Source organism: Streptodolium elevatio (assembly GCF_053592165.1).
The window spans coordinates 283,881-301,197 of record NZ_JBSFVE010000006.1; the positions used below are offsets into that span (position 1 = coordinate 283,881).

General features: G+C 71.9%; 20 protein-coding genes and 1 pseudogene. 3 read left to right on the plus strand and 18 right to left on the minus strand.

Annotated features, from left to right (window positions below; genetic code table 11):
• Positions 1-126: 126 nt before the first annotated feature.
• The 4 genes from ACWD12_RS14625 to ACWD12_RS14640 all read right to left on the minus strand — a co-directional run bounded on the left by ACWD12_RS14625 (position 127) and on the right by ACWD12_RS14640 (position 2,223).
• Positions 127-561 carry a DUF4395 domain-containing protein gene (locus ACWD12_RS14625; protein ID WP_450099896.1) on the minus strand — a complete coding sequence of 145 codons (435 nt, stop codon included), beginning with the start codon at positions 559-561 and terminating at the stop codon, positions 127-129.
• Positions 558-1,058, minus strand: coding sequence for a thioredoxin family protein (locus tag ACWD12_RS14630; RefSeq protein ID WP_450099839.1), 501 nt, complete (start codon positions 1,056-1,058; stop codon positions 558-560). Before ACWD12_RS14630 ends, ACWD12_RS14625 begins: the two co-directional genes overlap by 4 nt.
• Before the next feature lie 152 nt (positions 1,059-1,210).
• The gene (locus tag ACWD12_RS14635) at positions 1,211-1,531 is read right to left on the minus strand and encodes a DMT family transporter (protein ID WP_450099840.1); all 321 of its coding nucleotides are present in this window, start codon (positions 1,529-1,531) and stop codon (positions 1,211-1,213) included.
• A 2-nt stretch (positions 1,532-1,533) separates the two neighbouring features.
• Positions 1,534-2,223 carry an FMN-dependent NADH-azoreductase gene (locus tag ACWD12_RS14640; RefSeq protein ID WP_358347110.1) on the minus strand — a complete coding sequence of 230 codons (690 nt, stop codon included), beginning with the start codon at positions 2,221-2,223 and terminating at the stop codon, positions 1,534-1,536.
• Positions 2,224-2,372: 149 nt separating this feature from the next.
• On the opposite strand from ACWD12_RS14640, the gene ACWD12_RS14645 reads away from it, so the two are divergent.
• Complete coding sequence (locus tag ACWD12_RS14645; protein WP_450099841.1) at positions 2,373-2,981, plus strand: TetR/AcrR family transcriptional regulator; 609 nt, start codon at positions 2,373-2,375, stop codon at positions 2,979-2,981.
• A gap of 380 nt (positions 2,982-3,361) precedes the next feature.
• The gene (locus tag ACWD12_RS14650; protein WP_450099842.1) at positions 3,362-3,670 is read left to right on the plus strand and encodes a hypothetical protein; all 309 of its coding nucleotides are present in this window, start codon (positions 3,362-3,364) and stop codon (positions 3,668-3,670) included.
• Positions 3,671-3,728: 58 nt separating this feature from the next.
• Here ACWD12_RS14650 and ACWD12_RS14655 read toward each other — a convergent pair whose 3' ends face one another.
• The 14 genes and pseudogenes from ACWD12_RS14655 to ACWD12_RS14720 all read right to left on the minus strand — a co-directional run bounded on the left by ACWD12_RS14655 (position 3,729) and on the right by ACWD12_RS14720 (position 16,762).
• Positions 3,729-4,046, minus strand: coding sequence for a hypothetical protein (locus tag ACWD12_RS14655; RefSeq protein ID WP_450099843.1), 318 nt, complete (start codon positions 4,044-4,046; stop codon positions 3,729-3,731).
• Between the two features lie 135 nt (positions 4,047-4,181).
• A complete protein-coding gene (locus tag ACWD12_RS14660) occupies positions 4,182-5,348 on the minus strand; it encodes an acyl-CoA dehydrogenase family protein (protein WP_450099897.1) in 1,167 nt (388 codons plus the stop codon).
• 102 nt (positions 5,349-5,450) lie between these two features.
• A pseudogene (locus ACWD12_RS14665) lies at positions 5,451-5,816 on the minus strand (Zn-ribbon domain-containing OB-fold protein); the annotation flags it as partial.
• Positions 5,813-6,955, minus strand: coding sequence for an acetyl-CoA acetyltransferase (locus tag ACWD12_RS14670; protein WP_358347124.1), 1,143 nt, complete (start codon positions 6,953-6,955; stop codon positions 5,813-5,815). The gene ACWD12_RS14670 and the pseudogene ACWD12_RS14665, both read right to left, overlap by 4 nt.
• A complete protein-coding gene (locus tag ACWD12_RS14675) occupies positions 6,952-7,371 on the minus strand; it encodes a MaoC/PaaZ C-terminal domain-containing protein (protein WP_358347127.1) in 420 nt (139 codons plus the stop codon). The genes ACWD12_RS14670 and ACWD12_RS14675 overlap by 4 nt, the downstream gene beginning before the upstream one ends.
• Positions 7,368-7,979, minus strand: coding sequence for an FAS1-like dehydratase domain-containing protein (locus tag ACWD12_RS14680; RefSeq protein ID WP_450099844.1), 612 nt, complete (start codon positions 7,977-7,979; stop codon positions 7,368-7,370). Before ACWD12_RS14680 ends, ACWD12_RS14675 begins: the two co-directional genes overlap by 4 nt.
• Positions 7,976-9,169 carry a Rid family hydrolase gene (locus ACWD12_RS14685; protein WP_450099845.1) on the minus strand — a complete coding sequence of 398 codons (1,194 nt, stop codon included), beginning with the start codon at positions 9,167-9,169 and terminating at the stop codon, positions 7,976-7,978. The genes ACWD12_RS14680 and ACWD12_RS14685 overlap by 4 nt, the downstream gene beginning before the upstream one ends.
• Complete coding sequence (locus ACWD12_RS14690; RefSeq protein ID WP_450099846.1) at positions 9,166-10,545, minus strand: MmgE/PrpD family protein; 1,380 nt, start codon at positions 10,543-10,545, stop codon at positions 9,166-9,168. The genes ACWD12_RS14685 and ACWD12_RS14690 overlap by 4 nt, the downstream gene beginning before the upstream one ends.
• A complete protein-coding gene (locus tag ACWD12_RS14695; RefSeq protein ID WP_450099847.1) occupies positions 10,542-10,715 on the minus strand; it encodes a hypothetical protein in 174 nt (57 codons plus the stop codon). Before ACWD12_RS14695 ends, ACWD12_RS14690 begins: the two co-directional genes overlap by 4 nt.
• Positions 10,712-11,752, minus strand: coding sequence for an LLM class flavin-dependent oxidoreductase (locus ACWD12_RS14700; RefSeq protein ID WP_450099848.1), 1,041 nt, complete (start codon positions 11,750-11,752; stop codon positions 10,712-10,714). Before ACWD12_RS14700 ends, ACWD12_RS14695 begins: the two co-directional genes overlap by 4 nt.
• A gap of 168 nt (positions 11,753-11,920) precedes the next feature.
• On the minus strand, positions 11,921-13,468 hold the full coding sequence (locus ACWD12_RS14705) for a vWA domain-containing protein (protein WP_450099849.1): 1,548 nt from the start codon (positions 13,466-13,468) through the stop codon (positions 11,921-11,923).
• 113 nt (positions 13,469-13,581) lie between these two features.
• The gene (locus ACWD12_RS14710; protein ID WP_358347147.1) at positions 13,582-14,025 is read right to left on the minus strand and encodes a DUF3598 family protein; all 444 of its coding nucleotides are present in this window, start codon (positions 14,023-14,025) and stop codon (positions 13,582-13,584) included.
• Between the two features lie 104 nt (positions 14,026-14,129).
• A complete protein-coding gene (locus ACWD12_RS14715) occupies positions 14,130-15,674 on the minus strand; it encodes an aldehyde dehydrogenase family protein (protein WP_450099850.1) in 1,545 nt (514 codons plus the stop codon).
• The gene (locus ACWD12_RS14720) at positions 15,671-16,762 is read right to left on the minus strand and encodes a nitrilase-related carbon-nitrogen hydrolase (RefSeq protein ID WP_450099851.1); all 1,092 of its coding nucleotides are present in this window, start codon (positions 16,760-16,762) and stop codon (positions 15,671-15,673) included. The genes ACWD12_RS14715 and ACWD12_RS14720 overlap by 4 nt, the downstream gene beginning before the upstream one ends.
• 214 nt (positions 16,763-16,976) lie before the next feature.
• On the opposite strand from ACWD12_RS14720, the gene ACWD12_RS14725 reads away from it, so the two are divergent.
• Entirely contained in the window at positions 16,977-17,213 is a 237-nt protein-coding gene (locus tag ACWD12_RS14725; protein ID WP_450099852.1) for a hypothetical protein, read from the plus strand.
• Positions 17,214-17,317 lie beyond the last annotated feature (104 nt).

Consider the following 17,317-nt stretch of genomic DNA (forward strand, 5'->3'; position numbering starts at 1 on the left):
GTCTCCGGTTCTGTCGGGGTCGTTGGTCCTACTGTTCAAAAGCCTGCCGCTCCCCGGAGGTTCGGCCCAGAGCCCTGTTGGGCCCTGTACCGATCGAACCACCCTGCGCGGGCCGCCTGTTGGGTGTCAGGCGGTCGCGCGGCGGAAGCGCAGGTACATCTCGCAGCCCAGGCACAGGCCGAAGACCGCGTTGAGGAACGCGGCGAACAGCGCGAACGCCGCCGCCACGATGCCGAGCGCGGTGAGGCCGGCCAGGTAGCCGACCGCCCCCACCACCGCGAACACCAGGCCCACACCCTGGGCGAAGCGCACCGGGCGCGGGTCTTCGCGCTCGGTCGGGGGCGCCAGCCGCGGGGCGACGAGGGTCCGGTAGATCCAGCCGTACGGCGACGCACCCGGTCCGGCGAGGACCGCGACCGCGAACACCACCGCTTGCGCCGCCAGCAGCCGGCCGCTGCCGGTGACGAGGACCACCGCCAGCACCACGGAGGTGACGGCGGCGGCGAAGCGGGGTCCACGGGGTCGAGGCCCATGCCCATGGAAGCAAGTCCTCCGGGTCAGGTGATGGGCGAGGCCGAGGCGAGTGCGACGGCCGCGAGTGCGTCCGTGCGGCGCGGTACGCCGGTCGCCCGCCGGACCTCGCGGCCCGTGGCGTCGAGCACCAGGACGGTCGGCGTACGCGTGATGTCCAGTCGGCGGACCAGCTCGAGATGGTGCTCGGCGTCGATCTCGGCGTGCACGACGCCGTCCAGTTCGCCCGCGACCTGGCCGAGCAGCAGCCGCGTCGTACGGCAGGGCGAGCAGAACGCCGAGGAAAACTGCACGAAGGTCGCCCGGCTGCCGAATTCGGCACCGATCTCGTCGGCGGTGAGCACCGGCCCGGCGGCCTCGTCGCCGGAAACTGCCCTTCGGGAAGCGGTGCCTCCGGAAGCGGCTCCCGTGGAGGCTGCGGATGAGGTCACGGACCGCATCCTCCCATCCGTGTGCCGTCGCCAGAGGCCCGCCGCGGTCGCGGCAAGCAGCACGGCGGCCACGACGGCCAGACCGACAAAGGACATGAGTGGATGAACACGTCGGTGGCCCGGAGGTATTCCCCGGGCCACCGAACAGGGCGCCGGCCCTCGGCCGACCCTCGGTGCGACGACAACTCTCAGCGCGGCGATCCTCAGCGCGGCGATCCTCAGCGCGGCGATCCTCAGTGCGGCGATCCTCAGTGCGACGACGCCAGCTTCGCCACGACGAGCCCGGCGAGCAGCAGGACCAGGGCGCTCACCCGTGCGAAGTTGAGCGAGTCGTTCTGGATCACGACGCCCAGCACGATCGCGCCGACCGTGCCGATGCCGGTGAACACCGCGTACGACGTCCCGACCGGCAGGTCCCGCATCGCGATCGACAGCAGGAACACGGCCGTGGCCATGAGGCCGAAGCACAGTGCGGTCTGCGGGATCTTGGTGAAGCCCTCGGTCGGCTTGATGCTCTGCGACCAGGCGACCTCGACGGCGCCGGCCAGGAGCAGCCATATCCACGGCATGGTCACGCCTCCTTCGGAATCGTGCGGTCGACGGTGTGGCCGGCGAGCTTCGAGGCGATCTCCCGCACGCCGCGCAGGGCCGCCTCGGCGGACTCCTCGTGCTGTGCCCGGCGCTCGGCGAGTCCGGGATCGACCAGGCTGTTGACCAGCTCCGCGTTGACCACGTCGACACCCTCCTCGGGGTCGATCGCGTAATGCCCGGCGAAGAAGTCCCGCAGGTAGCGCTCCTGGTGGTCGTAGGGCTCACGAGGCGTCCCGGGCCCGTACGCCCCGCCGCGCGCCGACACGACCACGAACCGCCGCGGCGCCAGCACCATCTTCGGGAAGGTCACCTGGTCGATCCACGCCTTGAGGGCCGCCGGGACGCCGAAGTTGTACATCGGCGTCCCGATCAGCACCACATCCGCCGCGACGACCTCGGCGAGCAGGGGTGCGACGACCGCCCAGGCTTCGCGCTCCTCGTCGGTCCGCACGGCCTCCTCGTACCGGTGGATGTCGGTGATGCCCTCGCGCAGCAGCGTGTCGCAGATGCTCGTCCAGCCCTCGCGGATCGGCGGCGGTGCGTCCGCGGCCAGGTCGCGGTACGTGTACCCGCCGCCCGCGGCACGCCACTCGTCCGCGAAGACCGCCCCGAGGCGACGGGAGAACGAGGCGCTGCGGGCACTGCTGTCGAGGTGGAGGAGCTGGGACATGGCGGAAACCCCCTGGTCGTGGTGGCGGTCACGGATGCGGGAGCCCCGCGACCTAAGCGGACATGCTGTCCGCTTGAGCGATGACAGGACCATACCCACAAGCGGACATGCTGTCCACTTTCACCTGCGCGTGCTCTAGAGTGCTTGTCATGAGCCGACTGCCCGACCTGCCGCTTGCCGGAGAACCGCAGCCGCGCGAGCGTGCCGACGCCGCCCGCAACAGGGCCCGCGTGCTCGCCGCCGCCGAACGCCTCTTCGCGGAGCGCGACCCGTCGACCGTCACCATGGACGACATCGCGAAAGCCGCGGGCATCGGACGCGGCACCCTCTATCGCCGCTACCCGGACCGCGTGTCGATCGCCCGCGCGCTGCTGGACGAGCACGAACGCGCGCTGCAGGAAAAGCTCATGCGCGGCCCCGCCCCCCTCGGCCCGGAGCCGGAGACGTCACCCGCCGAGCGCCTGGCGGCGTTCTACGCGGCGATGGTCGACATGCTGGAGACGCACGTCCATCTGCTGCTGGGTGCGGAGACGGGTGCGGCGCGGTACACGACGGGGGCGTACGCGTTCTGGCGGCTGCACGTACGCCACCTCGCGCAACAAGCCGGGGCCAAGGACGCCGACACGCTCGCGGACCTCCTCCTCGCCCCGCTGGCCCCGGAGTTGTACCGCTACCAGCGCGACAAGGGCACCCCGATGGAACGCATCAGTGGGGGCCTGGAAGCCCTCGCTTACGCGACCCTGATTCCCCGGAGCTGAGCGGACCACCGCCACTCTCCGCGTCATTGGCGCGAACCGAATCGGTCGACGTGGCCCGGGCCTTCTCCTCACTCAGGGCTTTCGTCTCCGACTACTACACGGTAGTGCGAGCGATCGGCCTGTCCCGATCGCGCTTTCCGAAAACGCGGGGCGCGCTGTGCGGCGACCGTTGTTTCGGCCGCTTGCGCGGTATTTGGAAGGCGAGGCCGCGCCGCCGTCAGGCCATATTGCGCCGGACCCGGTCCAGGGTCGCACCGTCCAAAGGTCTGATCGCGCAGCCGAATTCCCCAAAATTTGGCGCGGGTTCGTGCACCTCCACGGAATCTCCGACAACGCGCCCGGCAGTCCGGACGTGACATCGACAAAACTCGGGGAGCGACATGCGCACAAAGCTTGCCACCGCCGTGGGCGCCGCAGCATTGATCGTGGTCGGGATTGGCGGAGCACAGCAGGCATCGGCGGCACCGAAGGCCGCGCCGCAGGCCGGGCTCTCCGGCTCGAAGACGTGGGGCAACACCGTCGGTTGGGCGACCTGCTCCGGGACGGGGACCTTCCGGGTCAAGGCGATCTGCAAGTGGGAGGGCGACAAGCACACGAGCTGGGTCACCCTTCGCGGCGGTTCCGCGAAGCTGGTCCCGCCGGCATGCCGCTTCAAGATCGAGCGCATCGGAGTGCACCAGAGCGTCTGACGCGTGCGCGTCGTGTGACCGGCGACCGCCTCCGCCCGCATCCGCGGGCGGAGGCGGTTCACGTTTCCCGGGCACGGCACAGCCGTTCGACGACGCCCGGATCCTCGGTGAACCATGCCACGGCCACCGCACCTCGCGGAGTGGACGACGCGCGGCGCGGTGTGCCGCCCGGCACCCGTACACGCACGCCCGGGCGGTGGACCTGGCCGCTCATCCGCAACTCACCGGAGAGCAGCATGAATTCCTCGTCGCTCGCGTAGGCGACGCAGGCGGTGCGCGACCATCCGGGCGGGAAGCGTACGAGGGTCGCGGTCGCGGCGGTCACCGGATCGCGGCGCAGCCGGGCGAGGCGTACCGGCGTGTCGGTGAACGGCATGAGGAAGGTGCGTCAACGCAGTTCGGGCCCTCTGCCGCTCACCGACGCACCTCGCTCCCGCGTAGCCGCCGCGCCTACCAACCCCGTGTGCCCGCCCCGTGTGCCCGCAGCGCGCGCGGGACGACGCGGCCCCGCTCAGCCGCCGATCGCCTCGACCCCCGCGACCAGGGCCTTGGCGATCACCGTGCGCAGGATGTCGTTCGTGCCCTCCCCGATGGCCATCAGCGGGGCGTCGCGGTAGAGGCGTTCGACAACGAACTCCTGCGAGTAGCCGTACCCGCCGTGAATGCGCATGGCGTCGAGGGAGTTGGTCAGCGCGGTCTCCGACGCCAGCAGCTTGGCCATGCCCGATTCCATGTCGATGCGCTTGCCCGCGTCCGCCCGCGACGCCGCCCAGTAGACCAGCAGCCGCGATGCCTGGAGATTCGTGGCCATGTCCGCCAGCTTGAGCTGGATGGCCTGGAAAGAGCTGATCGGCTGCCCGAACGCGGCGCGTTGCCGCGAATACGCCAGGGCCTCGTCGTACGCCCGCTGCGCGACCCCCACCGCGCGCGCCGCCACGTTGATCCGCCCGGTCTCCAACCCCGACAGCGCCTGCTTCATGCCGACGCCCTCCACGCCGCCCAGCAGCCGGCCCGTCGGGACCCGTACGTTGTCGAGCCGCAACTCGCAGGACTCGGTGCCCTTGTAGCCCAGCTTGGGCAGGTCGCGCAGCACCTCGAAGCCGGCGGTGTCGGTGTCGATCAGCAGCACGCTCATGCCGCGGTGCGCGGGAACCGCCTCGGGGTCGGTCTTCACCAGCACCGGCAGCACCGCGGCGTGCCGCGCGTTGGTGATCCAGGTCTTGGCCCCGTTGACGACATACACGTCGCCGTCGCGGCGGGCGGTGCTGCGGATGCCCTGGAGATCGGTGCCGGCGTCGGGCTCGGTCAGCGCGATGCCCGAACGCCACTCCCCGGTCGCGAGCTTCGGCAGGTACCGCGTCCGCTGCTCCTCTGTGCCGTGGCGCGCGATCATCCAGCACGCGAGCGAGTGGGAGCCGAGGATGCCGGCCACGCCCATCCAGCCCCGCGAGATCTCCTCGAAGACGAGCGCGAAGGAGACCATGTCGACGGCCAGTCCGCCGTACTCCTCGGGAACCGTGAGGCCGAAGAGTCCCAACGACCCCATCGTCTCCACGATTTCGGTCGGGTAGCGGCCGGTACGCTCCCACTCGGCGGCAACCGGGTCGATCTCCTTGTGCACGAAGTCGCGCAGCGTCCGCTGGAAGAGGCGCTGCTCGTCGTTCAGTTCGAAATCCACAGGCACCTCATGCGTTCGTGATCGGTCACATCGGGAGATCGGGTGTGGGTCAGGGCGGAACACCGGCAGGGCCCGACCGTCCGGCAGCGGGCGCCAGTCCACAACCACCGGCATGTCGCAGACGACCGCCTCGGGAGCGCAGCCGACGACCGTGCTCAGCAGGATCGGCCCCTCGTGCAAACGCACCCGGGCTACCACATAAGGGACTTCGATCTCGGGCCGGGGCGCACGGTACGTCACCGTGAACGTGTCGACGCTGCCACGCCCCGTCACCCCTGTGAATTCCAGCAGAGTTTTTCCACAGGCTGTGCACAACGCTCGGGGATAGTGCTGGAGACGACCGCAATCCGCGCATCGCTGCACCACAAGCCGCCGCTCCCTGGTCGCGTCCCACCACGGGCCGGTCACCTCGTCGGGCGCCGGAACCTCGTACGCATCGGCCGTCCCCGTCATGCCCACCCGCCTCATCCGTCCCGGCCCAAGAGCACTGTGGCATGTGTCGAGAAAATGCCACCGGTGCCATGCGCCAGTGCCACCGAAGGATCCGCCACTTGGCGGTCCCCGCACTCGCCGCGGAGCTGCCGCACCGCTTCCACCAGCAACAACAGCCCGTACATGCCCGGATGGTGGTAGGAAAGACCGCCGCCGTTCGTGTTGAACGGGAGCGCCCCGCCGGGCCGCAGCCGGCCGTCCGCGACGAAATCCGGCCCCTCGCCCGGACCGCAGAAGCCCAGCGCCTCCAGGCTCAGCAGCGCGGTGATCGTGAACGAGTCGTAGACCTCCGCGACGTCGACGTCGGCCGGTCCCAGCCCGGCCATGCGGTACGCCCGCGCCGCCGAGTCGAACGACCCCGGCCGCAGCAAGTTATCCACAGCCCCCATGCCCGAGTTGGTGGTGGACTCCCCGTAACCGAGCACCACGACCGGATCGCGGCGCAGGTCACGGGCCCGCTCCAGGGACGTCAGCACCAGGGCGCCCCCGCCGTCCGTCACCAGGCAGCAGTCCAGCGTGCCGAGCGGCGACGAGACCCGGGGCGCCGCGAGCACGTCGTCGATCGTCAGCGGGCCGGCGCCGTACCGGAACGCGGCAGGGTTGAGCAGCGCCCACGCACGGGCGGCTACCGCGACCTCGGCGAGGCAGTCGGGCTTGGCGCCGTACGCGTGCAGGTACTTCTGCGCGACCATCGCGTAGTACGAGATCGGGTAGAGCGGCGCGTACGGGGTCTCGAACTGCGCCTCGGGCACGTGCGCGTCGATGTTCCCGCCGAGACTGCGCGACCGCGCCGAGCGCTGGTTCGACCCGTACGACACGACGACGGTCGAGCACTGCCCGGCCTCGATCGCCTGCACCGCCCGCGCGACGTACATCTCGAACGCGCTGCCACCCGCGAACGTCGAGTCCGTCCAGGCCGGTTGCAGGCCCAGATACTCGGCCAGCTGCGTCGCGGAGAACCGTGCGACACCCGCTGTCGCGAGCCCGTCGACCTCCGCGAGCGCGACGCCCGCGTCGGCGAGCGCGCGGGTGATGCCCTGCGTCTGGAGCCCCAGCACGGACAGCCCCGTCGACCCGAGGTCGGACTCGGCGACGCCGACGACGGCCACCGTCATGGCCGCCCCCGCCGCAACTCCAGGGTGGCCCCGGCCGGGGACACCGCCACCCGTGCGTCCGGCCCGACGACCACGACTTCCTGTTGCACCGCCACCAGTTCCCCTTCCACCGCGGTCACCCGTCCGGTGCAGCGCACGCGTTCGCCCGCGAAGACCGGACTGCGGAATCTGAAGTGCAGGCTCGTGATGCGGGCCGAGGGGCCCGTCCAGTCCTGGAGTTGCGCGGCGAGCAGGGCGCCGAGCACCTGGCCGTCGACCATCGGGCCGGGCAGCCCGTGCTCGGCGGCGTACGTGTCGTCGTGGTGCATGCGGTGCCAGTCCCACGTGGCACCCGCGTACGCGACCATCGCCACCCGGTCGATCACGCGCTCCAGGGGCGGCATCACGCTGCCCACGACGATCGACGGACCGCTCACGTCGCGGCCTTCGTCGTCCCGGACCCGGTCGTCGCGGACCCGGTCGTCGCGGACCCGGTCGTCGCGGACCCGGTCGTCGCGGACCCGGTCGTCGCGGAGTTCCTCGCAGCCTTCGAGCCGGGGAGTTCGGTCCAGATGACCGTCTCCTCGTTCGTCACCAGGAGTTCGCCGCGCTGATTCGAGTAAGTGGCCACCGACGACACGATCACCATCGCGAGCCCCGACGACATGCGCCGCTCCGCAACATCCGTGAGCGTCCAACATGCCGTCACCACATCGTCGGGATGCACAGCCCTGTGGAACGTGTACGCGTTCCCGCCACGCACCTTGCGCGTACCCGGAATATCGATGCCCCACGTGTGGCCCGCGTACCCGTCCGCGTCCGCCGGAAGCCCGGCGTACTGGTTCGTCTCGCACAGCAGCGTCGGCGGCGCCACCACGTCGTCGTAGCCCCACGCCCGCGCGAACTCCCGGTCGGTGTAGAGCGGGTTCGTGTCCCCCACCGCGACCGCGAACATCCGGATCGCCGCCCGGCCCAGTTCCTCCGGTGCCGTGTACGTCGCGGTACGCCCCACCATCGCCCGCAGCTCCGCGACCGGCAGGCTCACCCCGCCACCGCCGTCGGGAGCACCAGGAACTGCGCACCGGGTCGAGGCAGTTCCGCACAGACCAGGCCGGTGGACGCGGGCCACACGGGGTCCCGGCCGGTCCCGTCGCGCAGCATGCGTTCGCGTACTCCCGCGACGCCCCGGTAGGCCGGAAGCCCGGCAGCGGTGACGTACTCGACCGTCTCGCACAACGCCTCCGGCCCGAGCCCTTCGGCCGCAAGCACCGTGCGCACCGCCTGATAGGCCGCCTCGGCCTGCGCGACGACGTCGTCCGCGGGGGCGGCCTCGCCCGTCCCCGGGTCGCGGCCGTCCAAGCCGGACAGGAAGAGCATGCCGCCCGCCCGGATCGCCGGGGTCCAGCCCATATCCCGCAAGTGCCCCCAGCCGTCGGGGAAGACGGCGCGTGGCGAGTGCACCGAGGCGACGACGTCGAGGGTGACCTGCGCGTGGCCGGCGAGCCCGGCCACGACGACCGTCGACGACGCGGGCGGGAGGCCGTCCGGACCCAGGAGTTCGCGCCGCATGCGCCGCATCTCGTCGACCTCGCCGGGCAGCACGTCCGGCGAGATGTTCTCGCGGACCGCGACCACCGATCCGAGCCCGAGACCCGCCTTGCCCAGCCAGTCGGCTGCGGTCTCGACGCACCGCCGGTACTGGTCCACGGGTTTCTCGCCGGACGGGCCGAGCGGCGGCGCGGTCGGCACGTAGACCTCCCCCTCGGGCGAGACGCGCAGTATCCGGTCGGCTATCGGCGTGGCACCGCCCCCGCCGGTCACCGCACGCACCTCGATCTCCACGAGCGCGTCCCGGCGCAGCAGGGCATCCACCACCACGGTCGACGCGGGCGGCAGGTGCTCGCCGAAGACCTCGCGGCGTACCGCCTCGGCCTCGACGTAGTCGGCGAGACCCGCGGCGGTGAAGTTCTCCACGATGCGCGTGACGTCGGCGAACCCGAGGCCGACCGCGCCGAGGATGGCGGCGATCTTCGCGTACGCGGTCCGCACCTGGTCCTTCATGCCGCCCTTGACGACGATGCGGCCCGCTCCCGGGTCGTACTCGGACGCGGAGTGCCCGGACAGCACCGCCTCGGTACGCCCGTCCGGCAGCGTGCGCGCCAGGCCGAGCGAAAAGGTGTAGCCGTCGTAGCGGAACCAGGGGAACTCCGCGGGGCGGACGGCCTCGTAGGTCATCGCACGGTCTCCTTCCCGGCCACGACCTTGGCGGTGAGGTCGAGGAGCGGTCCGAGGGCGCGTACCGTACCCAACGAGCGGAGTTGCGCGGCCAGTTGCTCGGAGTCGGAGGTCATACCGCCGACGTTCGCGTGGAACTTCGCCATGAGGGCGTCCTCGGAGATCGATGTCGTCGCCGGCTCCTCGACGCGCAACTGGCGGCCGCTCCTGAAGCGCACGGTCAGCCGTCCCGGCTCGTTCGCGGCCGGCCCGCTGCCGCGGGTGTGGGCGAACCGGACGCGCTGGGCCAGCACGCTCAGTTGCGAGCGGCGCGTACAGCCCTCGGAGTACGTGTCCACGCCGACCGAGCCGTCCGTCAGCATGGCGGCGAGCGTCCAGGCGAGCGAGAACTTCGCCTCGTAGACGGTCCGGGGGAACGCCTTGTCCGGCGCGCACACCAGCGCCATCGTCTCCTTGGGCACGGTGACCTTGATGGTCTCGATGTCGGCCGCGGTGACACCTGCCGCTGCCATCTGCGTCACTACGCGCTCGCCCGCGTTGAGCGTCGCGTGGATGAGCTGGCAGCACGGGTACGGCTTGGGCGTGATGCCCAGCAGTTCCCAGCGTTCGCCGAGCCCGCCGAGGACGTGGTGCTGTTGCACCGTGCGGTCGGTCAGTGCCCGGTACAGGCCGAACTCCCCCTCGAACACCGATTCCGGGCCGCTGGAACCGGCTGCCGCGAGCTTCGCCGCGAGGATGCCGTTGGATGCCGCCATGCCGGGGTGCAGTTGCTTGGTGGACGCTCCCGTGTTCAGGAACTCCAGCAGTCCGCCCGCCGAACTCCCCGCGATACCGAGCGCGTTCACGGTGCGACGCACGTCCAGTCGCATGAGCCGCGCGCTCGTCAGCGCGGCGGCGAACACCCCGGCGACGCCGGTCGCGTGCAGCCCGCGCGCGTGGAACACATGGGGCACCGCCGCCGCGATGCGGCAGACCGCCTCCATCCCGGCGACGGCCGCGAGCAGCACCTCCGAGCCCGAGGAACGCATCTCCTGGCCGACCGCGAACGCCGCGGGCAGCACCGGTGCGGTGGCGTGTACGAGGCCGCCGGCGTGCGTGTCGTCGAAGTCCAGGGCGTGCACCAGCGTGCCGTTGGCGAGCGCGGCCGCCGGCGCGGAGATACGCGGGCCGGAGGACCCGATGACGGAGGCCTTGCGCGGTCCGCCGAGCGCGGTGGCGACGGCGAGCGCGGGTTCCGCCGCGCCCAGCCGGACGGCGGCGATGGCGGTGCCGACGCCGTCGAGGAGTTCGCGGCACGCGGCGTCGCGTACCTCGTCGGGCGTGTTGTCCTCGCCGAGTCCCAGTGCCCACAGCGTGAGGTGCGTCGCGGTGGTCACGCCGCCACCTCCGCGACGGTAGCCGGTCCGGCGGCCGGTCCGGCGACCGGCGCGGCGAAGGTGTGCGGGTCTCGTCCACCCGTGCCCGTGCGGGCGTTCTCGGGCGGCACGGCCGCACTGCTGTGCCGCGGCAAGGCCGCGGCGTTCTCCTGCGGCCGAGCCGCGTTCATGAGCACTCCCGGGACAGTTCGGCGATCAGGGCGATGACGCGTTCCTGGGCGGCGCGGATCTCCGGTGCGGACAGACCGTGGGTCGGCGGGGTCAACTTGACCGTGTCGGCGAGGCCCTCGTACGCGAGCACCCGGTCGCGCACCTCGGCCAAAGGCCCGGTGAGCGTCAGGGCGTCGGTCATGCGGGCGGGCACCGCGCCGGCGAGCCCGTCGGCGCCGGCCCCCGCCCGGAACCGGTGCACGACCGCGGCCTGTTCGGCGCCGAGGCCGTGGAAGTCGAACAGGTCTGCGTACGTCCGCACCGACGCGTAGAACCCCACCAGCCCCGCCGCACGACCGCGGGCGGTGTCCCGGTCCCGGTCGATCGAGCAGCAGGCCGACACCACGACGTCGAAGTCCGCGCGCTCGCGCCCGCTCTGCCGCAGCCCCTCGTCGATGCGCGGCAGCAGGCGGTCCTTGAGATACGCGGGCGAGCACAGTTCGTGGGAGATCCAGCCGTCGCCGACGCGCGCGGCGCAGCGGGTCATCGTGGGACCGACGCCCGCCAGGTAGACGGGGATGCGCGGGCGGCGTACCGGGAACGGGCGCTGGTACCCGCGGATGCGCAGCCGTGCCAAGTCCCCGCCGACATCGATCGGTTCCCCTGTCGTGCACTGCTCGGTGAACGCGCGGATGCACGCGACCGTCTCGGCCAGGCGCCGCACCGGGTGCTCGAAGTCGACGCCGTGCCAGTCCTCGTTGAGCCGCCGCACGCCGCTGCCGAGTCCGAGGATGAAGCGCCCGTCGGTGAGTTCGTCGAGGTCGAGCGCCTCCAGCGCGGTGGTCGTCGGCGAACGGGCGAATGCCAGGGCGATCCCGGTGCCGATGTGCGCGGTGTCGGTGGCCTCGGCGATCGCCGCGGCGGCGATGGTCGCGCTGCGGTGCAGTTCGGGCACCCACAGGACTTTCGCACCGGCGTCCTCGGCGGCCGCGGCGGCATCGCGCAGTTCGCCCAGGGTCTCGCCCCAGGGGCCGTACGTGATGCGCAACCGGGTCACCGGACGAACCTCCGTCGTGCGAGCGGGAGTCACCTTGTGGCGCGGAGCGGCCCACGGTTTCAGTTGTGCCCGGGACGGGTCCCGGTGCCGCCGCCCGTGTACCGCGGACCCCGGTACCGCCCCGGTCTTCGCCGTTCCTTTTCGGGTTCTACCCAGTCGGGCGGAGGATCACCGCACGATGCCCTGGGCACGTGCGGCGGCGAGCCACTGCGGGAACTCGCCGAGCAGGCGGTCGTACAGCTCCGCGTCGCTCACCGCGTCGAAGTCGTCGACGCGGAAGAAGCCCGCGTTGTCGACGATGCGGCCGGGCATCGTGTCGAAGCGCTCCAAGATGCCGTACTCGGCGCGGCCGAGGCCGACGAACTGCCAGAAGATCGGGAGGTGTGCGGCCCGGGTCAGCAGCTCGGAGATCTGGCGGCTGCGGTTGACGCCGCCGTCCGAGTAGAAGATCACCAGCACGGGGTCGCCGGGCTGCGCCGAGTAGAAGTCCATGATGTCGCGGATGACCAGCGGCTCGTTGTTGCCGCCGCGCACCCCGGACAGGTGGTCCGGGTAGCGCTCGCCGCCGCCCGGCAGCGGCGGCAACTGCCCGTGCCGCGACGAGATGTAGACGTTGGCGTCGATCCAGCGGGCCAGGTCCGGCAGCCGCAGCGACGGCAGCCGCGCGAAGTCGTCGGCGAAGATCCACGCGTCGAGGGCGCCGTCGACGTCGAGCTTGGCGGCCACCGGCGCCATGCGCTCCATGAGGCGGCCGACCGTGCCGCCGCCGTACAACTGCCGCATCGAGCCCGACCGGTCCAGCACGACGGCGACCCGCGCCCGGACGCCGGTGATGCCCTTCTTCTCCAGCGTGACGCGCACCGTCTCCTTGCGGAGCGACACCAACGAGCCCATCGTGGGCGGCAGTCCGGCCGTGTCCGGGTCGGTCGCCGGGTTCGGCAGGCGCATGGTCGTGTCGTCGGCGTACGCGGGCGCGACCCAGCCGCCCGCGGGCGCGGGCGGCGTGACCGGCAGCACTCCCGGAGGCGCGGTCGGCTGGGCGGGCGGGGCCGCGGCCGGGGGAACGTGGAAGCCGGGCGCCGCGGGCGCCGGCACCCCGAACGCGGGGGCTGGAGCCGGAGTCGGAGCCTGAACGGGGGCGGGGGCAGGCGCGGGTACCGGGGCGGCCTGCTGTGCCGCCGCGTCGGCGTCGTCCTCGGCGATCGTCACGCCGTAGTCCGACGCGAGACCGGCCAGGCCCGAGTCGTAGCCCTGTCCGATGGCCCGCAGCTTCCAGCCGCCCTGGCGGCGGTAGATCTCGCCGAGCACGAGCACCGTCTCGGTGCCGCGGGCCTCGACCGGGTACGTCGCGAGCTGCGTGCCCGACGCGTCCACCAAGTCGAGGGCGAGTCCGGTGACCGAGCCGAACGTCCCCGCGTGCACCGAGGCCGCCACCACGACGCGGTCGATGGTGTCCGGGAGGTCGGCGGGGCGTACCGCGAGGTACTCCGTGCCCGCCCGTCCGACGTGGTGCGCCACGGCACCGCCCGCCGCCTGCGGCTGGTTGTAGAAGACGAAGTCGTCGTCGGAGCGCACGCGTCCGGCCGCGGTGACGAGGAGCGCGGAGGCGTCCACGGCGGAGCCGCCGTAGCCGTGCGCGCCCGCGGCCCAGCGGACCACGAGGGTGAGGTCCCCCGCGGGGACGGGAACGTTGGCACCGGCGATGAGGGTCGTCATGGACAGAAGTGTTACCGCCTCGGGGCCTCTGCCGCCGCCGGGGTCCGGAATTCAGACGTCCGGATGAAGCCGAATCGGCGGTGACGGGCTGTCGAACTGGACATGACGGGCCGTCAGGAGACCCGGCGCTCGTTGATGAGCGTGCGCTTGGTGCAGACGCCGTCCTCGAACCACTGCCATACGCGCGAGCGCTTCGTCCCGGTTTCGTCGAGTTGGATCATCTCGTAGAAGAACCCGTTGGGGTCGTCCTTGCGCGTCCAGGTCAGGCAGATCGTGCGCTCGTCGACCTCCCAGGCCCGGCCGTTGATGCGGTCGGTGTCGAACCAGATGTTGCGGTCCTTGTAGGCGGCCGGAAAGTGGTTGACCTCCGTCCGGCCGTCGGGCCAGGTGTACGTGTTCACCTGGTAGTACGGCCATTCGCCGTCCGCCGGGAACGTGCAGGCGAGGTGCGTCGCGTGCCGGTCGGTCACGTTGCCTTCGGCGTCGACCCAGATGTACTCGCCTTCCCACTCACCCTCGTGGCGGGCGAGCAGCGGCATCTCGTCCTTGATGGACATCCGTACCCTCTCGTTGTCGACAGTGGCCGGGCGCGTCGGTGCGCCAGGACGTCAGTGCGCCAAGGCGTCGGTGCGCCAGTACGTGCGTGCCAGTACGTGCGTGCTCAGTCGTCGGTGTCCCACCACCACGGGTCGTCGACCGGGCCGCGGTTGACCAGGAACGCCTGGCGGCGCAGGAACCGGCGGATCGACGCCGCCCCCATGCGCGACGCGCCGAGGCCGGAGAAGCCGAACGACTGCTTCTCGCCTTCGTGGACGAACGCCGTCAGGCCCGCGTCGTTGATGCTGACCGCGCCGGAACGCAGGCGGCGGGCGACGGCAAGGGCAGATTCCTCGTCGGCGGCGAACACGGCGGCGGACAGGCCGTACTGCGAGTCGTCGGCCAGCCGGACCGCGTCGTCCGCGTCGTGGAACGGCATCAGCGGTATGACCGGCCCGAACGTCTCCTCGGTCATCACGCGCATCCCATGGTGCACGGCGGTGAGCACAGTCGGCCGACACCACAGACCGCCGCCCAACTCCTCGACCTCACCGCCGGTCAACGCGACCGCGCCCTGGGCGTACGCGTCGTCGAGATGCGCGCGGACCACCTCCGCCTGCGCGGGGTCGATGATCGGGCCGAGTTGGCCGCTGTCCAGGTCCGGCCACGCGAGGCCCACCTTGGCCGCGCGGTCGGACAGCAGGCCGGTGAACTCGTCGAAGACCTTGCGGTGCACGTAGACGCGTTCCATCGACAGGCACGACTGCCCGGTGTTCGCGGTCGCGCCCCACAGGACCGCCGAGGCCGCCCGGGCGAGGTCGGCACCCTGCATGACGATCGCCGGGTCCTTGCCGCCGAGTTCGAGGTAGGCGGGGATGAACGCGCGGGCGGCCTGCTCCGCGACCGCACGGCCGGTCGGCACCGATCCGGTGAAGCACACCGCGTCGACCCGGTCGACCAGGGCCGCGCCCACCTCGGGGCCGCCCTCGACCAGGCCGACGACGGCGGCGAGTTCCGGGACGGCGTCGAGGGTGCGCCGCAGCGGCCCGAGGAACCGCGGGGTGACCTCGCTGGGCTTGACGACCGCCGCGCAGCCCGCGGCCAGCGCGGGGAGCAGGTCGATCGTGCCGAGCAGGAGCGGGAAGTTCCACGGGCTGATCACGCCGACGAGGGGGTACGGGCGGGCGCCGGAACGTACCGCGATCCAGGGGAGGGAGGTCGTCGTGTCGCCGTCGCCGACGACGCTGCCCGTGCCCCTGCTCCTGCCCGTGCCGACGCCGGTGCCGATGGGCGAGTCGTGGTCGGTGATCGCGGCGGTCCAGCGGGCGATGCCGCTCAGCAGGACCTGGACCTCCATGACGGACTCGGTGCGGCGTCCGGTGTCGTGCAGCAGCGCGGCCACCATGTCGTCCTGCCGTGCCGCGATTTCGCGGGACCAGCGGCGGAGCGCGTCGGCACGGCCGGCGGGGCCCAATGCCTCCCATGCGGGCTGGGCGGCCCGCAGACGGGCGACTTCGGCGTCCAGGGCCTCGGGGGTGGGCGGGCACAGTGCGCGCTCGTCCTGGCCCGTACGCGGGTTCCGTACGCGCAACTCCGCGTCGCGGACGAACCCGGCGGCGGAACCGCGGGCGGCGCTGCCCTTGGGACTGTTGGCCGGGCTGCCGGTCATGTGATCACTCCCGCCTTCACAAGGCGTTCCAGCGTCTCGGCCTGCCGACGCGCGAACCACGCGCGGTCCGGGGGCGTGCCCTCCGCGAGGCCGTTGGGCCGCTCGCCCTCGGCGCGCGCGAATTCCTCCGCCCACAGGCCCGGTTTGCCGCGGGCCAGCAGGTTGCCCATGCCCGGCCGTCGGCGGGCCCGCCGCAGTGCCGCGAGGTCGAGCTCGGCGTTGGCCACCATGCTCTCGCCGGGGCCGGCCTCGGCGAGCACGATTCCGTGGAAGTCGACGATCTGCGACATCGCGTCGGTGGACGCGCCGGGGATCGCGGTGCCGGTGATCCCCGCGGTGTTCGCCGAGACGACGTACGCAAGGTTCTCCGACGCCCGCGCGAGCCGTGCGACGGCCTTGGCGGTCGGCCGCGGGCTGCCGGCCTCCGAGGTGCTGTGGCACAGGACTTCCGCCCCGCGCAGGACGAGTGCACGGGTGAGTTCCGGGTAGAGGATCTCCTCGGACGCGATCGCGGCCAGGTTGCCCAGCTCGGTGCGGGCCACCGGCAGGACGGCGTCGATGCCGTGGACGTCGAGGTAGCGGTCCCACACGTCGTACGGCGTGGGCGCGAACATCGAGTGCAGGCGGCGGTAGCGCAACACGACGTCGCCGGACGGCGCGATGAGGAAGCACGCCTGGAAGTAGAGGCCGGGGAAGTGCGGATCGGTCTCGTACGCGTTGCCGGCCAGGTGCACGCGGAGGTCGCGCGCGATCGCGCCCAATGCCTCGTACTCCGGGCCGTCCGGGTCGAGGGCGGCCTTGGCGGCCCAGGCGGGGACGGTGTCGCCCATGGGGAAGCCGGTGAACAGGTACTCGGGTAATACGACGAGGCGTACGTCGGGGCCGATGAACGCGACGCTTGCCGCCGTCTCGGCGCGTACCCGCGCGATGCCCCGGGCGATCGCCGCGCGCGCCTCGTCGGGGGCCAGCGCGTTGACCGCGTCGCAGCGCGATTGCAGTGCCAGGGCCCGGTAGTGCGGACCACCCGGCACGCCGCCGGTGTCGTCGTCGCCGGTGTCGCGGCGGATGTCGCCGCCGTGCGTCTCCATCGCGCCCCCGGGAACCTCTGGATTTACGGAACACCGTTTCGCAAGCCGGAATCTACCAGCGGCAACTGCCCCTGTACACGAGACCGTTCCCCGCCACGCGGGGCAACATCCGGGGCGGTGACGATCCCTGACGATCAGTGACGTGATCGATATCACGCATGACGATCCATCAGAAGACGAATGACTCTCCCAAGGATGTGGAAACCGACCGAACATGAACGAGAACGGTCCAGCGCGTGGCGGACCCGGCCCCGAGGGGTCGGACGGGCCGCCGTCGCGTGACGCGCACGGCACTCCGAACGGTCACGACCCGCTGGAGTGGCGCGAGCGGGACCACGAGCGTGCGCGCCTTCTCCTGGAGCGGGCCGGCGACATAGCGCGCCGGATCGAGCGCGTCTGCGGCAACGCCGCCGACCGCCCGCTGCCCGCGGGAGGACACAAGGGCCGCTGAACCGTTCCCCGTTTTCCCTCCGCCGGGACGCCCCGGACGCAGGACGGCAAGGACGGCAGGACAGCAGGACAGCCCGAAGGGCCCCGCACCGGAAGTCGGTGCGG

Bases quoted from the DNA above. Each gene is read 5' to 3' on its own strand.
- ACWD12_RS14715 (WP_450099850.1), bottom strand. From the start codon at position 15,674: ATGACCGGCAGCCCGGCCAACAGTCCCAAGGGCAGCGCCGCCCGCGGT.
- ACWD12_RS14635 (WP_450099840.1), bottom strand. From the start codon at position 1,531: ATGCCGTGGATATGGCTGCTCCTGGCCGGCGCCGTCGAGGTCGCCTGG.
- ACWD12_RS14725 (WP_450099852.1), top strand. From the start codon at position 16,977: ATGAACGAGAACGGTCCAGCGCGTGGCGGACCCGGCCCCGAGGGGTCG.
- ACWD12_RS14685 (WP_450099845.1), bottom strand. From the start codon at position 9,169: ATGACCTACGAGGCCGTCCGCCCCGCGGAGTTCCCCTGGTTCCGCTAC.
- ACWD12_RS14650 (WP_450099842.1), top strand. From the start codon at position 3,362: ATGCGCACAAAGCTTGCCACCGCCGTGGGCGCCGCAGCATTGATCGTG.
- ACWD12_RS14640 (WP_358347110.1), bottom strand. From the start codon at position 2,223: ATGTCCCAGCTCCTCCACCTCGACAGCAGTGCCCGCAGCGCCTCGTTC.
- ACWD12_RS14670 (WP_358347124.1), bottom strand. From the start codon at position 6,955: ATGACGGTGGCCGTCGTCGGCGTCGCCGAGTCCGACCTCGGGTCGACG.
- ACWD12_RS14630 (WP_450099839.1), bottom strand. From the start codon at position 1,058: ATGTCCTTTGTCGGTCTGGCCGTCGTGGCCGCCGTGCTGCTTGCCGCG.
- ACWD12_RS14645 (WP_450099841.1), top strand. From the start codon at position 2,373: ATGAGCCGACTGCCCGACCTGCCGCTTGCCGGAGAACCGCAGCCGCGC.
- ACWD12_RS14705 (WP_450099849.1), bottom strand. From the start codon at position 13,468: ATGACGACCCTCATCGCCGGTGCCAACGTTCCCGTCCCCGCGGGGGAC.
- ACWD12_RS14695 (WP_450099847.1), bottom strand. From the start codon at position 10,715: ATGAACGCGGCTCGGCCGCAGGAGAACGCCGCGGCCTTGCCGCGGCAC.
- ACWD12_RS14655 (WP_450099843.1), bottom strand. From the start codon at position 4,046: ATGCCGTTCACCGACACGCCGGTACGCCTCGCCCGGCTGCGCCGCGAT.
- ACWD12_RS14720 (WP_450099851.1), bottom strand. From the start codon at position 16,762: ATGGAGACGCACGGCGGCGACATCCGCCGCGACACCGGCGACGACGAC.
- ACWD12_RS14710 (WP_358347147.1), bottom strand. From the start codon at position 14,025: ATGTCCATCAAGGACGAGATGCCGCTGCTCGCCCGCCACGAGGGTGAG.